Origin of the sequence: Methylosarcina fibrata AML-C10, from assembly GCF_000372865.1 — a bacterium.
Classification (GTDB): domain Bacteria; phylum Pseudomonadota; class Gammaproteobacteria; order Methylococcales; family Methylomonadaceae; genus Methylosarcina; species Methylosarcina fibrata.
The window spans coordinates 1162030-1179777 of sequence record NZ_KB889965.1 but is presented as its reverse complement, the minus strand read 5'-3'; the positions used below and the strand labels follow the sequence as shown (position 1 = coordinate 1179777).

At 54.1% G+C, this 17748-nt stretch carries 14 protein-coding genes; 13 read left to right on the top strand and 1 reads right to left on the bottom strand.

Annotated elements, in window-relative coordinates; genetic code table 11:
- Positions 1–28 precede the first annotated feature (28 nt).
- The 11 genes from aroK to A3OW_RS0105670 all read left to right on the top strand — a co-directional run bounded on the left by aroK (position 29) and on the right by A3OW_RS0105670 (position 12495).
- Entirely contained in the window at positions 29–553 is a 525-nt protein-coding gene (gene aroK / locus A3OW_RS0105720) for a shikimate kinase AroK (protein WP_020562468.1), read from the top strand.
- Between the two features lie 4 nt (positions 554–557).
- On the top strand, positions 558–1640 hold the full coding sequence (gene aroB / locus A3OW_RS0105715; protein ID WP_020562467.1) for a 3-dehydroquinate synthase: 1083 nt from the start codon (positions 558–560) through the stop codon (positions 1638–1640).
- Positions 1627–3159 (top strand): SPOR domain-containing protein, encoded by a 1533-nt coding sequence (locus A3OW_RS0105710; protein WP_020562466.1) that lies wholly within the window; start codon positions 1627–1629, stop codon positions 3157–3159. The genes aroB and A3OW_RS0105710 overlap by 14 nt, the downstream gene beginning before the upstream one ends.
- An 81-nt stretch (positions 3160–3240) precedes the next feature.
- A complete protein-coding gene (gene hemE / locus A3OW_RS0105705; RefSeq protein ID WP_020562465.1) occupies positions 3241–4308 on the top strand; it encodes a uroporphyrinogen decarboxylase in 1068 nt (355 codons plus the stop codon).
- 201 nt (positions 4309–4509) lie between these two features.
- Positions 4510–4974 carry a DUF411 domain-containing protein gene (locus A3OW_RS0105700; protein ID WP_026223358.1) on the top strand — a complete coding sequence of 155 codons (465 nt, stop codon included), beginning with the start codon at positions 4510–4512 and terminating at the stop codon, positions 4972–4974.
- A 591-nt stretch (positions 4975–5565) separates the two neighbouring features.
- Positions 5566–6141: a GspH/FimT family pseudopilin gene (locus A3OW_RS0105695; protein WP_020562463.1), complete on the top strand. Its 576-nt coding sequence runs from the start codon at positions 5566–5568 to the stop codon at positions 6139–6141.
- Positions 6142–6164: 23 nt separating this feature from the next.
- Entirely contained in the window at positions 6165–6623 is a 459-nt protein-coding gene (gene pilV, locus A3OW_RS0105690) for a type IV pilus modification protein PilV (RefSeq protein WP_033412178.1), read from the top strand.
- Positions 6620–7711 carry a PilW family protein gene (locus A3OW_RS0105685; protein WP_020562461.1) on the top strand — a complete coding sequence of 364 codons (1092 nt, stop codon included), beginning with the start codon at positions 6620–6622 and terminating at the stop codon, positions 7709–7711. Before pilV ends, A3OW_RS0105685 begins: the two co-directional genes overlap by 4 nt.
- 14 nt (positions 7712–7725) lie before the next feature.
- The gene (locus A3OW_RS0105680; protein ID WP_020562460.1) at positions 7726–8262 is read left to right on the top strand and encodes a pilus assembly PilX family protein; all 537 of its coding nucleotides are present in this window, start codon (positions 7726–7728) and stop codon (positions 8260–8262) included.
- 137 nt (positions 8263–8399) lie between these two features.
- The gene (locus tag A3OW_RS26275) at positions 8400–11999 is read left to right on the top strand and encodes a pilus assembly protein (RefSeq protein WP_020562459.1); all 3600 of its coding nucleotides are present in this window, start codon (positions 8400–8402) and stop codon (positions 11997–11999) included.
- Between the two features lie 16 nt (positions 12000–12015).
- Positions 12016–12495 (top strand): type IV pilin protein, encoded by a 480-nt coding sequence (locus tag A3OW_RS0105670; RefSeq protein ID WP_026223356.1) that lies wholly within the window; start codon positions 12016–12018, stop codon positions 12493–12495.
- A 97-nt stretch (positions 12496–12592) separates the two neighbouring features.
- Here A3OW_RS0105670 and A3OW_RS0105665 read toward each other — a convergent pair whose 3' ends face one another.
- Positions 12593–13207 carry a DUF502 domain-containing protein gene (locus A3OW_RS0105665; RefSeq protein WP_020562457.1) on the bottom strand — a complete coding sequence of 205 codons (615 nt, stop codon included), beginning with the start codon at positions 13205–13207 and terminating at the stop codon, positions 12593–12595.
- 436 nt (positions 13208–13643) lie between these two features.
- Between A3OW_RS0105665 and A3OW_RS0105660 the strand changes: the two genes are divergently transcribed.
- Entirely contained in the window at positions 13644–15542 is a 1899-nt protein-coding gene (locus A3OW_RS0105660) for a TonB-dependent receptor plug domain-containing protein (RefSeq protein WP_020562456.1), read from the top strand.
- Between the two features lie 37 nt (positions 15543–15579).
- On the top strand, positions 15580–17694 hold the full coding sequence (locus A3OW_RS0105655; RefSeq protein ID WP_020562455.1) for a P-loop domain-containing protein: 2115 nt from the start codon (positions 15580–15582) through the stop codon (positions 17692–17694).
- The last annotated feature ends 54 nt before the right edge of the window (positions 17695–17748 follow it).

The following is a 17748-nucleotide window of genomic DNA, read 5'->3' as shown; positions in this document are numbered from 1 at the left end:
ATGCCTACAATTTGACATTGAACAATGCATGAAGCACTCGGAGAACATTTATCTTATCGGCCTGATGGGAGCCGGGAAAACGACGATAGGAAAACAATTGGCCAAATCGCTCAAATGGCCTTTTTACGATAGCGATAAAGCCATTGAAGAGAGCACCGGCGTCGACATTCCCACCATTTTCGAATTTGAAGGCGAAGCCGGCTTCAGAGAAAGAGAACAAAAAATGATTCGCCAGTTGACCCAAATGCGCGGCATCGTCCTGGCTACCGGCGGCGGCGCCATTTTGCTCGAGGAAAATCGCAGATTATTACATGAAAACGGATTTGTCGTTTATCTGCAATGTTCGATAGCAAGAATTCTGGAAAGGACGCGCCGGGACACACAGCGGCCGCTGCTGAAAACCGATAATCCGAAAGAACGCCTGGAAAGTTTGTTCAAAGAGCGCGAACCTCTTTATTTATCCTGCGCGGACTTTAAAATAGATACCGGCGTCATGCCGAGCAAGGCGGTCGTCAATCGCATTCTGGAACAATTTAAAGCAAGAAATCACTGATAAAATGAAAATACTGCAAGTAGAGTTAGGTGATCGGAGCTACCCGATTTATATCGGTTCCAAATTATTGGCGCAACCCGATCTGTACCGGCGCCATATCAGATCCAGACAAGTTCTGGTGGTGACCAACGAGACGGTCGCCCCCTTGTATCTAAATGCCGTTCTGGCGAATTTACAGGATTATACGGTCGAAACCGTGATCCTGCCGGATGGAGAACAGTTTAAAACGCTGGAGTTTATCAGCCGCATTTTTGATAAATTGCTGTCCTGTAAATTTAGCCGAAACGCCACTTTGATCGCCTTGGGCGGAGGCGTGATCGGCGACATGGGCGGGTTTGCCGCTGCCTGTTATCAACGAGGCATTCCTTTCATTCAAATTCCGACGACCTTGCTGGCGCAGGTGGATTCCTCGGTCGGCGGTAAAACCGGAGTGAATCATCCTTTAGGGAAAAACATGATCGGCGCGTTTTATCAGCCCCAATGCGTCATTGCCGATGCCGACGTACTGGATTCGCTTGACGACCGTCAACTATCGGCCGGACTGGCGGAAGTCATAAAATACGGATTGATCCGGGACGAGGCCTTTTTCGACTGGCTGGAGCAGAACGTCGGCGCCTTGCTGGCAAGAGACAAGGAAGCTTTGGCTTTCGCCATCGAACGCTCCTGCCGGAACAAAGCCGAAATTGTCGCTGAGGACGAGACCGAGTCGGGCGTCCGGGCAACCCTGAATTTAGGCCATACTTTCGGCCACGCGATAGAAACCGGCACCGGTTACGGCGCCTATCTGCACGGCGAGGCCGTGGCCATCGGAATGTGTCAGGCCGCCGATCTGTCCAGAAGAAAAGGCTGGCTGAATGACGAGAATGTAGAACGAATCGTTCGATTGATCCTGGCTGCGCGATTGCCGGTCAAACCGCCGGAATCGTTAAGCCCCGGGCAATTCCTTGAATTGATGGCCGTGGACAAAAAGAATCTGGACGGCAACATCCGGCTGATTCTGCTGGAGAAGATCGGTCTAGCGACGTTGCCGATCTATGTCGATCCAAACCTGTTGGAAATGACTCTCGGCATCTATGGCAGAAATTGATACCTCCGCTCGGGTTCAGTCGTCATGGAATAACCAGGTCGGGGCGCCGGCTCAATTTTTGCTGACTCCGGAGCGCGCGCAGGTACTGGATCTATTGATTCACCTGATCTCCAACTCGGCCGATTCCATTTTGCTTTGCGGTCCGGAAGGCGTCGGCAAAAGTAAGCTTTTGCAGATACTCCAAGAGCATGAAATTGCTGGTTGTTCGTTTTGTCTGGTCGAGGGCGCTCCGGAACTGAGCCTGGACGAGATACGACAACATCTGGACAAATCGTTCATTCCGGAACCGCGCGGAAAACTCACAGGAAACATACCAAGCGCTGCCGAAAGGAGCGTTCCGCGTCAAAAAAAAGTTTTAATCATCGACGAGGCCGGAGCTCTGGCCCCCGGGTTGATCACGGTAGTTCTTCATTACGCCGAAAAAAACCCTCAAATAAGAGTGATCCTGGCCTTGACTCACGATCAACTGCATCTGAAATATCGATCGGATCAACGGATTGAAGAGTGCCACATCGTCGAACTGCCGCCATTGACTGAAAAGCAATGCGGCGAATTTTTGCTGCATCTGTCGGCCAAAAGGGCGTTCGGAATAGCCGCGGAAACCTTAACCGATAGCCGGATTTCGCTTATCTTTCGGCAGACGCACGGCATACCCGCCCGGATTATCGCCGGATATTCGGCTCCGCCTCCGCGTAAGCGAACCGATCATTCTTCCGCCATACTGATAACGTCGGTCGCCGTCCTTGTCGTAGTCGCCCTGGCGGTCCAATGGTTTTCATCCAGACAGGCTGTTCCGGATGCGGCACAGCCGAGTCCGGAAGCCGCTTTGCCGAAGAATTCCAAGGCAACCTCTCCCGCCGTTGATTTCAAACTTCCTTATCTGACCTTTCCGAAGCTGGAGCCTGCGGGTACGCAGCCGAACAGTGCTTTACAATTCGGTAGCAGCAAAGCGAATCAGGCAAACGGTGCGGCTTTGCCGGATGTGCCTCCCAAACCCGCCGCCACGCCCAAAGATGAGGTTGCACCGGACTCAAATACGCATTTAAAACCGGAGGCGGCGAGTCAACCCGCTCCTGAAAATTCCGAGATGACTGAAGCATCGATGCCGCCGGCCCAGGAATTAAAACCCGCTGAATCACAACCTGTCCAGGAAGCCGTTCCTGCCGAAGCCGGCGAGGACGATTCGTCAGCCGATAAGGATGCTTCCGATTGGCTTTCATCCCAACCGCAGGATCGCTACACGTTGCAGTTGATGGTCCTGTCCAGGCGGCAATCGATTCTGGACGTAATGAAAAAATATCCTTCTCTACAGCGGAATTTCAGATACGTCAGGAGAATGATTCAGAACAAGGAGAAATTCGTATTGCTGTACGGCTCGTTTACAGATGCCGAATCGGCGAATAAAGCCAGGAAAACATTACCGGCCGAATTTCAAAAAGCCATGACAAGAAAAATGGGCGCGATTCGGAAAGAATTCGGCCTCCTGTCCGGCACAGATAGCCTACCCAAGTCTCGATAGCCGAAATGGAAAATTCCGCAACACACGCGCCTGTTCAAAACCGGGTCTCGAAACCTTATCAATGCAGAAATCGTATCGCTCATGACACCATTAAAAAATGACCGCCTTCTCAAAGCCTTGTTAAAACAGCCGGTGGATCGAACGCCGGTGTGGATGATGCGGCAGGCCGGCAGATATTTGCCCGAATACCGTAAAGTCCGGGAAGAAGCCGGCAGTTTCCTAAATTTGTGCACCACTCCGGAACTGGCTTGCGAAGTGACTTTGCAGCCTCTGAGGCGCTTCGATTTCGATGCCGCCATCCTGTTTTCCGATATTTTGACCATTCCCGATGCCATGGGCCTCGGGCTGCATTTTACCGAAGGGGAAGGGCCCAAATTCAGCCGTCCGGTAAGAACCGCGTCCGATATCGAACGCTTGCCGATTCCCGACCCTGAAACCGAATTGCGCTACGTCATCGATGCCGTTCGGCTGATCAGGCAGGAATTGCACGGCAGCGTGCCGCTGATCGGTTTCTCCGGAAGCCCGTGGACTCTCGCGACGTACATGGTCGAAGGCGGCAGCAGCAAGAATTTCCAAAAGATAAAAGCGCTCATGTACGAGCAACCGAAACTCATGCACGCCATGCTCGAGAAATTGGCGGCCTCTGTTTCGGCTTATTTGAACGCCCAGATCGCCGCCGGCGCCCAGGCGGTGATGCTGTTCGATACCTGGGGCGGGATGTTGACGACCGAGGATTATCTCGAATTTTCTCTCCGTTACGCCGCTCAGGTCCGCTCGCAGTTGATTACGGAAGCCGACGGGCACAGGATTCCGACCGTCCTGTTCACCAAAGGGGGCGGGCAGTGGCTGGAAGCCATGGCCGAAACAGGCTATGATGCCCTGGGTCTGGACTGGCAGACCGACCTGCGGCAAGCCCGCGCCCGAGTAGGGCATCGCGTCGCCTTCCAGGGAAATATGGATCCCGTGGCGCTGTATGCACGCCCGGACATCATTGTTGAAAAAGTAAAAGCCATTCTGGAAAGATACGGTTCAGGATCCGGCCACGTGTTTAATTTAGGTCACGGTATCCTGCCCGACGTGAATCCCGATCATGTCAAGGCAATGGTGGATGCCGTTCACGACTACAGCCCCGTCTATCATCCTTCCTGATCGGCCGGCAAACGGCAGTCGATCATCGGTAATCGGGACGGAACCCTATCGCTGTAGGCGTGTCTGTTCCATGTTATGTTGGAAGAGGAAACGCACCGATTGAGGGCGGTTTTAGATCGGCTCAACCGCCTTTCCGGGCTTGCTCTTCGCATACCTTGAAAAAACAACTAATTTCGATTCATTCAAAAATGAGACCGCTTTATGAATAGCTTAAAACTATTGATTCTTACTGGATTGCTGATGCTGAGTTTCGGACTGAAAGCGGAAAGCGCCGCCTCGGAAAAAGCCGTGGACGTCACCGTGTATAGAAGCCCGACTTGCGGTTGCTGCGGAAAGTGGATCGATCATCTCAAACAACATCATTTCAATGTAAAAGATATTGTTACCGACGACATGGAGTCGATAAAAAATAAATACGGCGTACCGAAAGAAATGGCTTCCTGCCACACGGCCATCGTGGACGGCTATGTGATCGAAGGGCACGTCCCCGCCGATGACATTGACACGCTATTGAAATCCAAACCCAAAGTCACGGGACTGGCCGTTCCGAGCATGGTTACCGGCAGCCCCGGCATGGAAATGGGCGGCAGACAGGATCCTTACGACGTCATGAGTTTCGACAAAGAAAACCACTTCCGGGTTTTTAACAGTTATCCCGGCAAATGATATGAAATACGGCCCGACCGAAAATCATTCTTTTCGGTTGTGCCAATGGTTTTACCAGTATTTAATTCGCCGCCTCGCATCACTCTCGTATGCGTGGCGCCTGTTGCGGCTAGGGCGTATCTAAAGGCATTCATTCACTCATGGCGCATGCCCGGCTGGATGAATGCGTTCCCGTGCAGAGCATGGGGCAATGTCGTTAAGCAAGGCCAAGACCTCATTCCCCAGACAACAAGCGGATTCGAGCCAGGAAACAGGATAGGGCTAAAGAAAAAGGCGGCTTATCTTGGTTGTTTGACCTATAAGACTTAAGAGCCTCATCCCAAACCGTCCGGAGAAACCTGACAAGCGCAAGTTTTTAGCCAAGGCAATTCATTTCGTTAAAAACGAAAACCCGGAATTTCGGCAAACAGCTCACCGGTTTTTTCATACTCCTGAATCGAAAAAAACCAATTAACACGGTTCTTTAGCAAATTATCACGATTTTGTGGGTTTCTTCACAAACCGCATTAACTAACTATACTAATATCTCAATCACGAGGTGGTAAACCGATCCCTGAAAAGGGGCATTCTCTTTGTCGTTAAATTTATTCCATGCAAAATCAGTCGGCTAAAAATTCCGGATTTACTCTGATCGAACTGATCGTTACCGTCAGTCTTGCCGGCATACTGATGGCCGTGGCAATCCCCAGCTTTATCGAAGCCATCAAAAGCAACCGGTTGACCACGCAGGCCAATGAATTCATGGCCGCACTCAATCTGGCCCGTAGCGAGGCGATCAAGCGGGGCGTTCAGGTGACCGTCCAGCGGAAAGGATCGACCAGCGGAGCTTGGGAAGATGGATGGGATGTGTTCGTCGATAGCGATGCCAACGAGACCTTCAGCGACGACTTCGACGCCAATCCGTGCGAAACCAATGCCGACGGCTCTCCGAGCGAAGATTGCCTGCTAAAAACCTATCCGGCATTAGCCGGCTCCACGCTCCGTACAGGAAACAGTACGTATAAAAATTATGCCGCCTATGCGGCGAGCGGATTGAGTATAAACAGCTCCCAAGTGGATATCTTCACGTTATGCCAAGGCACGGACACCAGTCTATCCCGCGAAATCAAGATAAGCTCGACCGGCCGGGCCCGAGTTTCCGTAGGAACGGCTCCGTCGTGCCCATAACTTCGATCAGCTACAGATTCGCCATGAACAGAGCCTCGGGATTCACCTTAATCGAAATACTGATCGCGATGGTCATTTTATCGGTCGGCCTGTTGGGTCTGGCCGGAATGCAGACGACTGTCCTCAAAAACAACCAAAGCGCTTATCACCGGAGCCTGGCGACCCAGCTTGCCTACGATATCGCGGACCGGATCCGGGCCAACCTCGACGACGCCAACAAGTTGGCGGCCAGCACTTATACCACAATGCATCTGGAAGACGCCGGCGATCAGTCCGATTGCCTTTCGGTATCGTCCACCTGCACCACGGCCGACATGGCGGAAAACGACCTTTACGAGTGGAACCAGGCGCTTGCCGCATTGCCTTCCGGAGAAGGATCGGTAACGGTCGTTGCCGCTACCCGGACGTTTACGGTGACGATCACTTGGGACGATAACCGGGACGGCGACGATCCCAATTTCCAGATGAGTTTTCAAATATGAGCGCTGCAAAATTCAGGGAGACCGTTGCCGGAACAGGAAGCCGACTCGGAAGCTTTCCGACTTGCAGGCGTTCAATCGAACGCATCAAGAACCCAAACCGTCAAGCGGGAATGACTCTGATCGAATTGCTGATCGCCTTGCTGATCGGCGCGTTTTTATTGGGCGGCGTCCTGCAGATATTTCTCGGCACCAAGCAGTCTTACCGGATGGCCGAAGGGCTCTCCCGGATGCAGGAAAATGCCCGGTTTGCGATGGATCTGATCGGGCAGGATATTCGCATGGCGGGATTCAGAGGCTGCAACAGCCAGACGGCCATTACCAATAATCTGAATTCGCCTACAGAATTTAATAACAACTTCAATACCTCGCTGCAGGGCTTCGAAGCCACTTCGGATCCCGGCGATAGCCCGGCGGTCTGGTCTCCGTCCATGGTAACGGAAATCACCGGGCCGCTGGTGGGCGGATCGGATGTGATTACGATTCGCAGAGCCACCGACGATAGCTATCTGGTCACGGCGCATGCCAGCGGCAGCGACGATCTGACGCTGGCCAGCACCACGGGTTTGAGCACGAACGATCTGGTGGTGGCTTCCACCTGCGAAGGCAGCGATGCCTTTCAAATTACCGCCATCACCGGAACCGCCCTGGCACATAACGCGAGCCCCGGCACGCCCGGCAATGCGACCCAGCCGTTAAGCCGCAGTTATGCGGACGGACAGGTCTATCCGATTGCGACCGTCAGCTATTACGTTCGATTGAGAGATGGTCAGCCTTCTCTTTATCGTCGTATCAACTCTGAAAATGCTGATGAACTTGTCGAAGGCATCGAACAGATGCAGATTTTATATGGAGAGGATACCGATGCGACTCCGGACGGGACGCCGAATTATTATACGACGGCCGATCAGGTGACCGATATGGCCAAAGTGGTCAGTATCCGCTTGAGTCTTTTAGTGCGCACCATCGACGATAATCTGGCGTCGGAGCCCCAGGCTTATTTCTATAACAATGCATGGACAACCCCGGACGACCGCAGGCTCCGGCGGGTATTCACCACGACGATTGCCGTGCGCAACCGTCTTTTGTAAGGGAGCCGCGGCTTATGAAATTCGGCTGTGTTTTCGCGAAAAAACAATCCGGCGCGGTTCTGGCCATCAGCCTGATCATGCTGTTGCTGCTGACCTTGATCGGCACCACAGGCATGTCGGTAACGTCTTTGGAAGAAAAAATGGCCGGCAACATGCGCGACCGCAACCTGGCTTTTCAGGCTGCGGAATCGGCCCTGGTTGCCGGCGAGATAGCTGCCGCCACAGCCACGCCCATAATCACCTGTCCCGGCACGAATCCCGACGGTTATTATTTGCCGTTAGACCAGAATTGCGACGGCACCAAGGAAACCACTCCGGTTTGGGATAACTCGGCAACCTGGACCACCAACGGCAAATTCGTCAAATTCGATAATGATGATAATGCCGGCACGATCGATCTGACGGCTTTGAGCGACCATCCCCGTTACATCATCGAGTATATGGGGCCTTGCGCCGCCTCGTGCGGCAAGCGTTACCGAATTACCGCACGAGCCACGGGCGGTTCGATCAATTCGATCGTCATGGTTCAGTCGATCATTGAAACGCCGTGAACACACGCTTCAGTCATCGTTAATCGACTAACCAACCGGCTCATAACCCATGAAGACGTTATTTTAACTTTGACATATTTCGTCTTTTATACTGCGAAGCCTAAAGCCGTAAAAACTGATCACATCGTGGAGACCGTATGAAACATACCCATAGAAACTGCCAATCCGATTCCGGTTCTCCGATCCTTACTCTTACGCTGTGTTTGCTGTTCTCCAATACCCTCGCGGAAGCGGGCACGGTGGCGCAAACGCCGCTGTTTCTGACCACGACGGTAAAACCCAACGTCCTGCTGATGGTGGACAATTCCGGGTCGATGAAGGAAAACGTGACGATCACTGCCGAGGGAACGGCTTACGATCCGGCAATACATTATTTATCAACCGTCAATTGCAATACGAATGCTCTGGCGGCCACTACTCCCACTTCAAAAGTCGATTCTTCCCTCAATACCAAAACAAAGTGCGAAGCGGCCGGAGGTAACTGGAGTAAGAAGAAAAGCCAGTGCACAGTAACCGTAGCAACGCCGAAAACCTACAATGCCACGATTCCGACCGATTTTTTCGGTAACGTAACCGGCAGCGGAAGTGACAAAACAACAGGGACTCTGTGTTTTGCCGATAATTTAGCCTATACGGTTTCCGGCGTTTCCGTGCCTGCCGACGCCGATACCGATGCCGAGCGGGCCAATTATCTCAACTGGTACTACAATAACGAGCTGGTCAAAAAAGGAACCACTCAAACCCGGCTTCAAATCGCCAAAGACGCAGCGGCTTCGCTGGTTGATTCGCTCAACGATGACGTTCGCCTTGGTTTGGCTACATTCGGCGTGACTACTTCCAGCCCTGACGACACCAAAGGCGGCAAGCTGTTAGAAGTCATAGACGACCTGACCGATACTAAAAAAAGCAATATCAAAAACCGAATCAGTGCCTTGACCGCCACCAGTTGGACCCCACTGGCGGAAACTGCGGCAGACATCGGCCGTTATTTCGCGACCGGCTATACGGGCAGCCTGACCTTGCATCCGGATCAAAGCAATGAATCCTCGCAATCGGTCAGTTCCGTTTTTCCGAAAAATCTCGATGACGGCACTAACTGGACCGGCCGGACCACCATTGCAGGCGAACCTACCTATTCCACGCCGCCCATTGAATACAGTTGCCAGAAAAGCTTTTCCGTAATGATCACCGACGGTCAGCCGACTCAGGATAAAACCATCAGCACTTATCTTCAGGATTACGACGGGGATTGTATTAGCGCTTCGCCGGCGTGCGGGTCGTACGACAAAAAGCCGGGTTACACCTACGAGTCGAGCAACGGCACCGACTATTTCGACGATGTCACGCAAGCCCTCTACGAGATGGATCTGAGGCCGGACCTGACCAAAACGAACGGGTTGAAAAACAACGTCACGACCTACACGATCGGTATGGCCGACGATGCGATCAATCCCACGCTTCCCGGCGTCAATCCGCTGCTCAAGGACGCTGCCGTTCAGGGCGGCGGCAAATTCTATTTTGCCGGCAGCGCCTCGGAGCTCAGCGCCAGCCTTGTCAGCGCGTTCAACACCATTACCGAACAGTCGGCTTCGTCCTCGTCGGTGGCCACCAATTCCACGCAGTTTCAAACCGACACGCTGATTTATCAGGCGACTTTCAACAGTACCGACTGGGGCGGCCATATTCTTGCGTTCAGGTTGACGACCGAAGACACCAACGGCAATGGCGAACTGGATTCGGGAGAGGACGTCAACGGCAACGGCAAAATCGACGCCGGCGATATCGGCAGCGAGCAATGGGATTCCGCGACCGGTATTCCTCCGGCGATAGCTCGCGATATTTATACTTATAATCCTCAAGCCGCGACTTCCGGCAAAGGAATCGAGTTTCTCTGGAGTCATTTGAACAATACCCAAAAGACGGTCCTGGATTCCGCGCATGCCGCATCGTCAAGCAGTCCGGTTCTCGATTATCTGCGCGGCTCCAACGACGATACCGTGGCGAATGGCGGCGAATACCGCAATCGCACGAATTCCTTGGGAGACATAGTCAACTCCGATCCTCTGTACATATCCCAGGAAGATAAAGGCTACCGGGCTCTTCCCGGCGCGGAAGGTTCGAGTTACTCGGCCTTTATCGGCGTTTCCCGCAGGTCTATGATTTATATCGGGGCAAACGACGGCATGCTGCACGGCTTCGATGCGGGGCTGACTGCCGAAGGCGGCAAGGAGATTTTCGCTTTTGTTCCCAATGCCGCGATCTCTGCCGAGATGACTACGCTAACGAATCCCAATTATACGCATAAATACCTTGTCGACGGCTCTCCGCAAGCAGGCGATGTGTATTATGACGGAGCCTGGCATACCGTGTTGGTCGGCAGCATGGGCGCAGGCAGCACAACCGCGGTCTCGGGGCCGACGGGGATGGCTTCGGGCACAGGAGGCCGAAGTGTCTTTGCCCTGGATATCACCGACCCGGATCAGTTTGATGCGAATAAGGTGCTATGGGAATATTCCAGCCGGGAAGATGCCGATTTGGGTTATACCATGACCCAAGCCAGCGTCGTGCGCATGGCCAACGGCCAATGGGCGGCCATTGTCGCCAACGGTTATCACAGCACGACAGGCAATGCCGTCCTGTATATTTTCGACATCAAAACCGGCACCCTGATCAAGAAGATCACGGCGGCAACCGGCGGCAGCAACGGTCTTTCCAGCCCGGTAGCCATCGATACTGACGAGGACTATATCGTTGACTATATCTATGCGGGCGATCTCAACGGCAATCTATGGAAATTCGATGTGAGCAGCAATCTGGTGTCCGATTGGGGCGTCGCATACGGCGGACAGCCTTTGTTCATCGCCGAAGATAATGCAACGCCTCCCGAAAGGCAGCCGATTACCGCCAAACCGGCGGTCAGCAAGGCGAAGGGGACCGGGCAGACCTCGGGCGTCATGATCTATTTCGGAACCGGCGCATATTTTCAAACAAACGACAATGTCGTCCCGGCGAATCCCCAGATCCAGTCTTTTTACGCGATCTGGGACGTTTGCGATAAAACCAGCTCCGACGGCTGCAACGGTGTGGTTTCAGGGCGCAGTCAGCTCCAGGAGCAAGCCATTGAATTCGAAGGCAGCACGGGTACCATTACCCTTTCCGACGGAAGTACGACTTCCGGCGATATCCGTGTGACTTCTCAATGCGAAGTGAGCTATGACGGCACGGTTCCCAGCACTACAACCGCGCCGTGCACCGCCAATACTCATAGGAAAGGATGGTTTCTGGATCTAGTCCCGCCGGGAGGCGTAGGCCAAGGCGAACGTGCCGTCAGCACGCCGGTGCTGCGCAACGACCGGGTGATCTTTACCACCCTGATTCCAATCACCACCACCTGCTCTCCGGGAGGAACGAGCTGGCTGATGGAACTGGATCAGCACACCGGGTCTCGCTTGGGCGGAACGCCGTTCGATCTGAACGGAGACGGCCGAGTCAATGATGCCGATCTTGTTTCATTGGATGGTTCGCCGGTAGCCGCTTCCGGTTTGAAATCCACCGTGGGCATCATTAAAACGCCGGCGATCATATCCTGCGAAAAAGGCCTGGATTGCAAATACGCCAGCGGCAGTAACAGCGGTATGATGACGGTGAAAGAATCGGCGCCTACCGACGACAGCGGCGGCGGTGGTGGCGGAGGCGTGCTCTCGGGCAAGCGCATCTCCTGGAGACAGCTACGCTGATAAAGGAAAACAAAAAATGACATTACAAAAGATGAAAGGCTTTACTTTGATCGAGCTGATGATAGCCGTTGCCATCGTGGGCATTCTTGCCGGTATCGCCTATCCCAGCTATGTCAATCATGTGAAAAAATCCAGAAGAGCCGATGCCACCGTGGCTTTATTGGGATTGGCCAACGCCATGGAACGGCGCTACACCGAAACCAACAGCTATTGCAATGCCGCCGGAGCCGGAGGCTCCGATACCTGCGGCGATGGGGGCAACAGCGACTCCGGTTCTCCTTCGATCTATCCTGCGCAAAGTCCGATCGACGGTGCGACCAAGTATTACGATTTGACCATTGACGATGCGGACGGCAGTTCCTATACGTTGATAGCCACGCCGATCAATGCCCAAGCCGGCGACGGGTTTCTTCAATTAACCCACACCGGAGTGCGCAATTGGGATAAAAATAATGACGGTGATGTTTCGGACAGCGGCGAGGACAGTTGGGAATAGCCTTCCTGACTTCACTGGACCTCATGAAATTTATCTTCGGATAATGAAAACGCCGTATCTGTTCGACAAAAAAAGCCCGGCCCCAAGCCGGGCTTTTTTATTTATTGCCGGCCGGATTCAAATCGGCGAGCCTTTCGAATTCCTCTTTCTGACTCAGATCAACGCCGACGCTGACGATGAAACTGGTCACCGCTTCCAGGTCCATCACCGAAGGTCGGACCTTCGAACGATGCACGGCGACGGTAAATCCCGAAGTGGGATTGGGAGAGGTAGGCACGTAGACGATCAGCATGTCGCCCGCCTTGTTGGTGACATAGGCCGGCGTCCATATGCCTTCTTTCGGATACTCGATCATGACGATTTCCTTGACCATGCTCTTTTCCTTGCCGCCCAGCAGATTGGCCAGTTTCTTGCTAATCCGGTAAATCGTCCGGATCATCGGAATGCTGTTGAACAATCGCTCTATCTGATGCAGCATTTTTACCCGTTCGAACCTGGAGATGCGATAGCCGATATAAGTAATGGCAGCAAAAAAACTCGTCAATGCCATAAGAGTAAGAAAAGTGCTGTCGAAATAGTCGTAAATATAGCGATAAAAACCCCTGAGAAGAACTGCTAATAATAGTAGAACCTGAATAACGATCACTGCCGGAATGATCGCCAGTATACCGACAAGAAAATATTTCAGAATCAATTTGATTTGATTGAGCATGATGAACCCCGGACTCTGATACTCCAAAATATCTGAAAAAGACCTGTTACTTTATCCGAAACGTGTCATGCCGAGAGGAGGAATCTGCCCAATCCATCCCTTTATTGAAGCGGCATGATTTCCCCGGTTTTTTCTGATGGTCAACCGGAGCTTCCGATCGTTTAAAAACGGACCCATGTATAAAGATTGACGATCACCTCAAAAAATAGTTGCATATTTGCTCAATATTCCCGATAGCTTTTCTCTCAGCCGTACAACTCTCGGCCAAGAATAGGCAATATCTTCAGCGCTTGATATACTGCCGGTGCTACAGTTTGGCTACTATACTTTTTCTTGAGGCGAAAAGGCCCGGAGGCAAAGGCGGTAATCGGATGTATCCGTGCCGAATCACAACGGCCAGCACTACAATAATTATAAATTTTCGCTGGGGTAATTTATGAGGACGCCTTGGTTTTCAAGAAATTCATGGCTATTTTTCCTGATCGGCATTATTTTTTACGTTCCCATTCGAACGGCTAGCGCTCTGGAATATCTGCCTGCCTTGACGGTAACTCCAGCTCCGGCACCGCTGGAACAGCTCGTCAATGATCCCGAAATCCTGGAGGAAGAAGAACTTGCCGTCGCTCATGAACGCAGTATGACCGACGTTCTGCAAGGCTTTTCCGGATTGACTTCGAACAAAATCGGAGGTTTCGGACAAGTCGGATCGTTATACATACGCGGCGCCGGAGGGCAGGGGCTAATCACTCTGGACGATGTTCCATTGCTGCTGTCGATTCCCGGATTTTTCAATCTGGATACCTTGCCCGTCGAGGCCATCGGGCGGGCGGAAATCGAACGGGGACCCGGAGCCGCCTATTATCCGTTCCAGTCCCTGGGTGGAGCGCTTCGCCTTTACACTCAAGAACGCCTGGAAACTGGCGGCAGGCTTTCCGTGGAAGGCGGCAGCTTCGGCATTCTTCGGGAAACTCTGCAAGGCGGCCTTGCCGGAAACGCAGGCCGGCTGACCGCAACGCTGAGTCGGGGCGATGCCTTCGACGGCGCCCATCTGGCCAATGCCGCCGGCAATCCGGAGCGCGAGCCTTCGCATTTTACCCAGGGCATCCTGCGCTTTTCGTCCGATCTCACGGCGCGTCTGAACTGGCAGGGGTCGATGTTGTACCGGAACTCCGGCATCGGTACCGACAAATTCGGCATCGACGATCAGGGCCGGATCGCTTTACAGGACGACAGCCATAGTCATGCCAAGGAAGAAACCTGGCTGACCCAGAGCAGCCTGAATTATCGGGTATCGTCCGATTGGAATAGCCGCTTGCAACTGGGCTTTACTCAATTGGCGACGGATGTGAATACAGGCCCTTTGCAGAACACCATGTTGACCCGGCTTTTTTTAGCCAACTGGCGTAATCAACACACCCTCGTCGAAGAGACCCGGAAGAAAATTCGATGGCATGTCGTCTGGGGAGGGGAGGCCCGGCAGGAACAGGGAACCTCGTCATCTTTAGGCTTCAATCAGATGATACCCGCAAGCTTTAATCAAGAAAGGACGCTGGCCGCAGGTTTTATCGATACTCAAGGCCAGTACGGCAATCTCAGCGGAGAAGTCGGCATGCGCATGGAGCATTTCGATCGCTACGGCGACCGCCCTTTATTCAAAGCCGCAGCGGCATGGCGCATGAAGCCCGGTTTGACGTTGCGCGCTTCGGGCGGAACCGGCTACCGCCTGCCCAGTTACACAGAACTGCTGTTTTTGTTCTTCAGCAACCCCCATTTGACGCCCGAACGTTCGGCCAGCGGCAGCCTGGGTATCGAATGGCGTCCGGTAACCGGCATGCAGGTTGCCGTTAACGGTTTCTACCAGCGTTTCGACGACCTCATTACACTGGCTTATGAACCATACCGGGGTCCCATCTCCATCAATGTGGCCGACGCCGACGTCGCAGGCATGGAATGGAATGCGCAATACGCCTGGACCGATCGTCTGGAGACGGGGCTCAGCTACACGTACAGCGACAGCCGCGATTTAACCACCGACAAACGCCTGCCGTTCCGGCCGCCCCACACCACGCGGATTTGGGGAAAGCAGAAACTGGCGCAACTTCCGGTGACTTTGTGGACCGAGGCCGTCGTGCGCAGTTCGACCTGGAACGATACCGGCAACACGCTTCCAGTGGCTGATTCGGTTCAGATTAACGCCTCGATCCGTTATGCGGTCACGCGCCGAGCCGAGATCTATCTGCGCGGGGAGAATCTTACGAACACCCGCATCGCGCAGATCTACAGCACCGACATGCCCGGTATTGCGGTTTACGGCGGTTTTCAACTGGATTTTTAAACAGTCCTAGCCGGACCGACCTTATTGAGCCAAAGTCATGAAGCATACTTCGAACAGAACTTTTCTCTCGACCAAATTCGTTTCGCCTGGGGCCAACCATCCGGTTTTGCGTCCGCGCCTGTTTCAACGGCTTGACCGGCTTCGGCATAGCCGCATCCTTTGGCTGGTCGGACCTCCAGGCTCCGGCAAGACGACGCTGGCCAGCCATTATCTGGCGGAGAATGCGCTCGATCATCTCTGGTATCAGCTCGACGCCGGCGATGCCGATCTTGCCGGTTTCTTTCTCCATTGGCGGCAGGCCCTCGAACAAATAGCGCCCCGCAGCCGTCAAACCCTGCCGCTGTTGACTCCGGAGTATCTGCCGGGATTGACCGCCTTCGTCCGCCTGTACGCCGAAGCCATCGCCGAACGGCTGAAAAGGCCGGCCCTGATCGTCCTGGACAATTACGAGCAGGTTCCCGCCGAGGGGTTGCTGCACGAGGTGGTCCGGGACCTGGCCATGTCGCTTCCTGCCGACGTCGGACTGATGATTTTGAGCCGGACGCAGCCGCCGCCGGTCTTTGCGAGGCTCCGCTTGCACGGCGATCTGGCGGTCCTGCGCGGCGACGAGCTCAATCTGACCGCCGAAGAAGCCTGGGCCTTCGCGAAGGCAAGGCAATCGCACCATGCCGTCCCGTTCGAGGACGAACGAGTGGCTGAGGCGCTGAAGCAATCCCAGGGCTGGATCGCCGGCTTCATGTTTTTGCTTGCCCAGCAGCAAGAACACTTCCCTGATGCGCAGGCAGAGAGCGAAAATCGGCAGTTGCTGTTCGACTACTTCAGCAACGAGCTGTTCGGGCATTTTTCTTTGGCAGTGCGGAGCGGCTTGGCGTGCGCCGCCTTGTTGCCGGTGATGGCGCTGCCTCAGCTACAGCAATTGACCGATGAATCGGAAGTTGCGGCGGTGCTGGCCGATCTGCACCGGCGCAACTGTTTCGTGGTTCAGCGCGGGGAGGGCGAGCCGGTCTATGAATTTCACGGACTATTCCGCGCCTTTTTACTCGACCGGGCACGGGATCTGTTCGAACCGGACGCATGGCGGCGGTTGAAGCAGCGGGCAGGGGACGTGCTGGCCGAAGCGGGACAGGCCGACCGGGCCGCGATGCTCTACGGTGAAGCGGAAGCCTGGGAAGCCCTGGCCGGACTGATCCTCCGGGAAGCCCCTTCGCTGCTCGCGGCGGGGCGGAACCGGACGCTGGATCAGTGGATCGGTACCCTTCCGGCTGCGTTTGACGAGAATCCCTGGCTGCGGTTCTGGCAAGGCATGGCGAGGTCGCCGCTCAACCCGGTCGAGGCGCGAAAACTGTTCGAACGGGCTTATTTCACGTTTGACAAGCAGGACGATGCGGCCGGGCTGTATTCCTCCTGGTCCGGCCTCATGGAAAGCTATTTCAACGAATTCGACGACTTCTATCCAGTAGATCCCTGGATCGAGGAGTTCAAACGGCTGCGGCGGCGGTTTCCGGACTATCCTTCCCCCGACATCGAACGGCGCACCGCCGGCGCCTTTGGTACCGTCTGTATGCGCAGACCTCAGGATTCCTTAGTACAGGACTGGAAGGAAGGGGCTCCCGATTTGCTCGATCCGGTTAATCGTCTCGACCAGTCGATGGGGTTGGGTACTTATCTTATCGTCCATGCAGGCTGGCAAGGCGATTTTCATAAAATCCGCTTGATCAGCGATCGGCTGAATGCTTATTCGGATTCGCCTGCGCTTTCACCTCTTTGTTACATCGTTTGGCAGATTTTTGGGCAAGGATTTTTTCATCTAAGTCTTGGCGATCCGGAAGCTTTACGGGGGTGTGTCGGTAAGGCGACGGCCATGGCGGAGCGTACCGGTCTGCATTTATGGGATTTTCAGTTTTATTCCTCCCTGGTGCAATTTTTTCTGGTCAGTGGCGACGTCGCCCAAGCCGAAGCGGTCTTGGATGCCAGCCGGGGCAGTTGGCCGAAGCATAGCAATGTCTATAGCTCATTCTTGTATCTTCTGCGTTCGAATATCGCCGGACAGCGGGGCAACTGGCCCGAGGCGGCCGAACAAGGGCGCACCGCCGTTGCCATGACGGAAAAATCCGGCACGCCGTTTCCCGAAGCCTGGTGCCGCATCGTTTAGGCGCGGGCACTGTTTCGTCTGGGCCAGCCGGAGGCGGCGTGGAAACATCTGAAC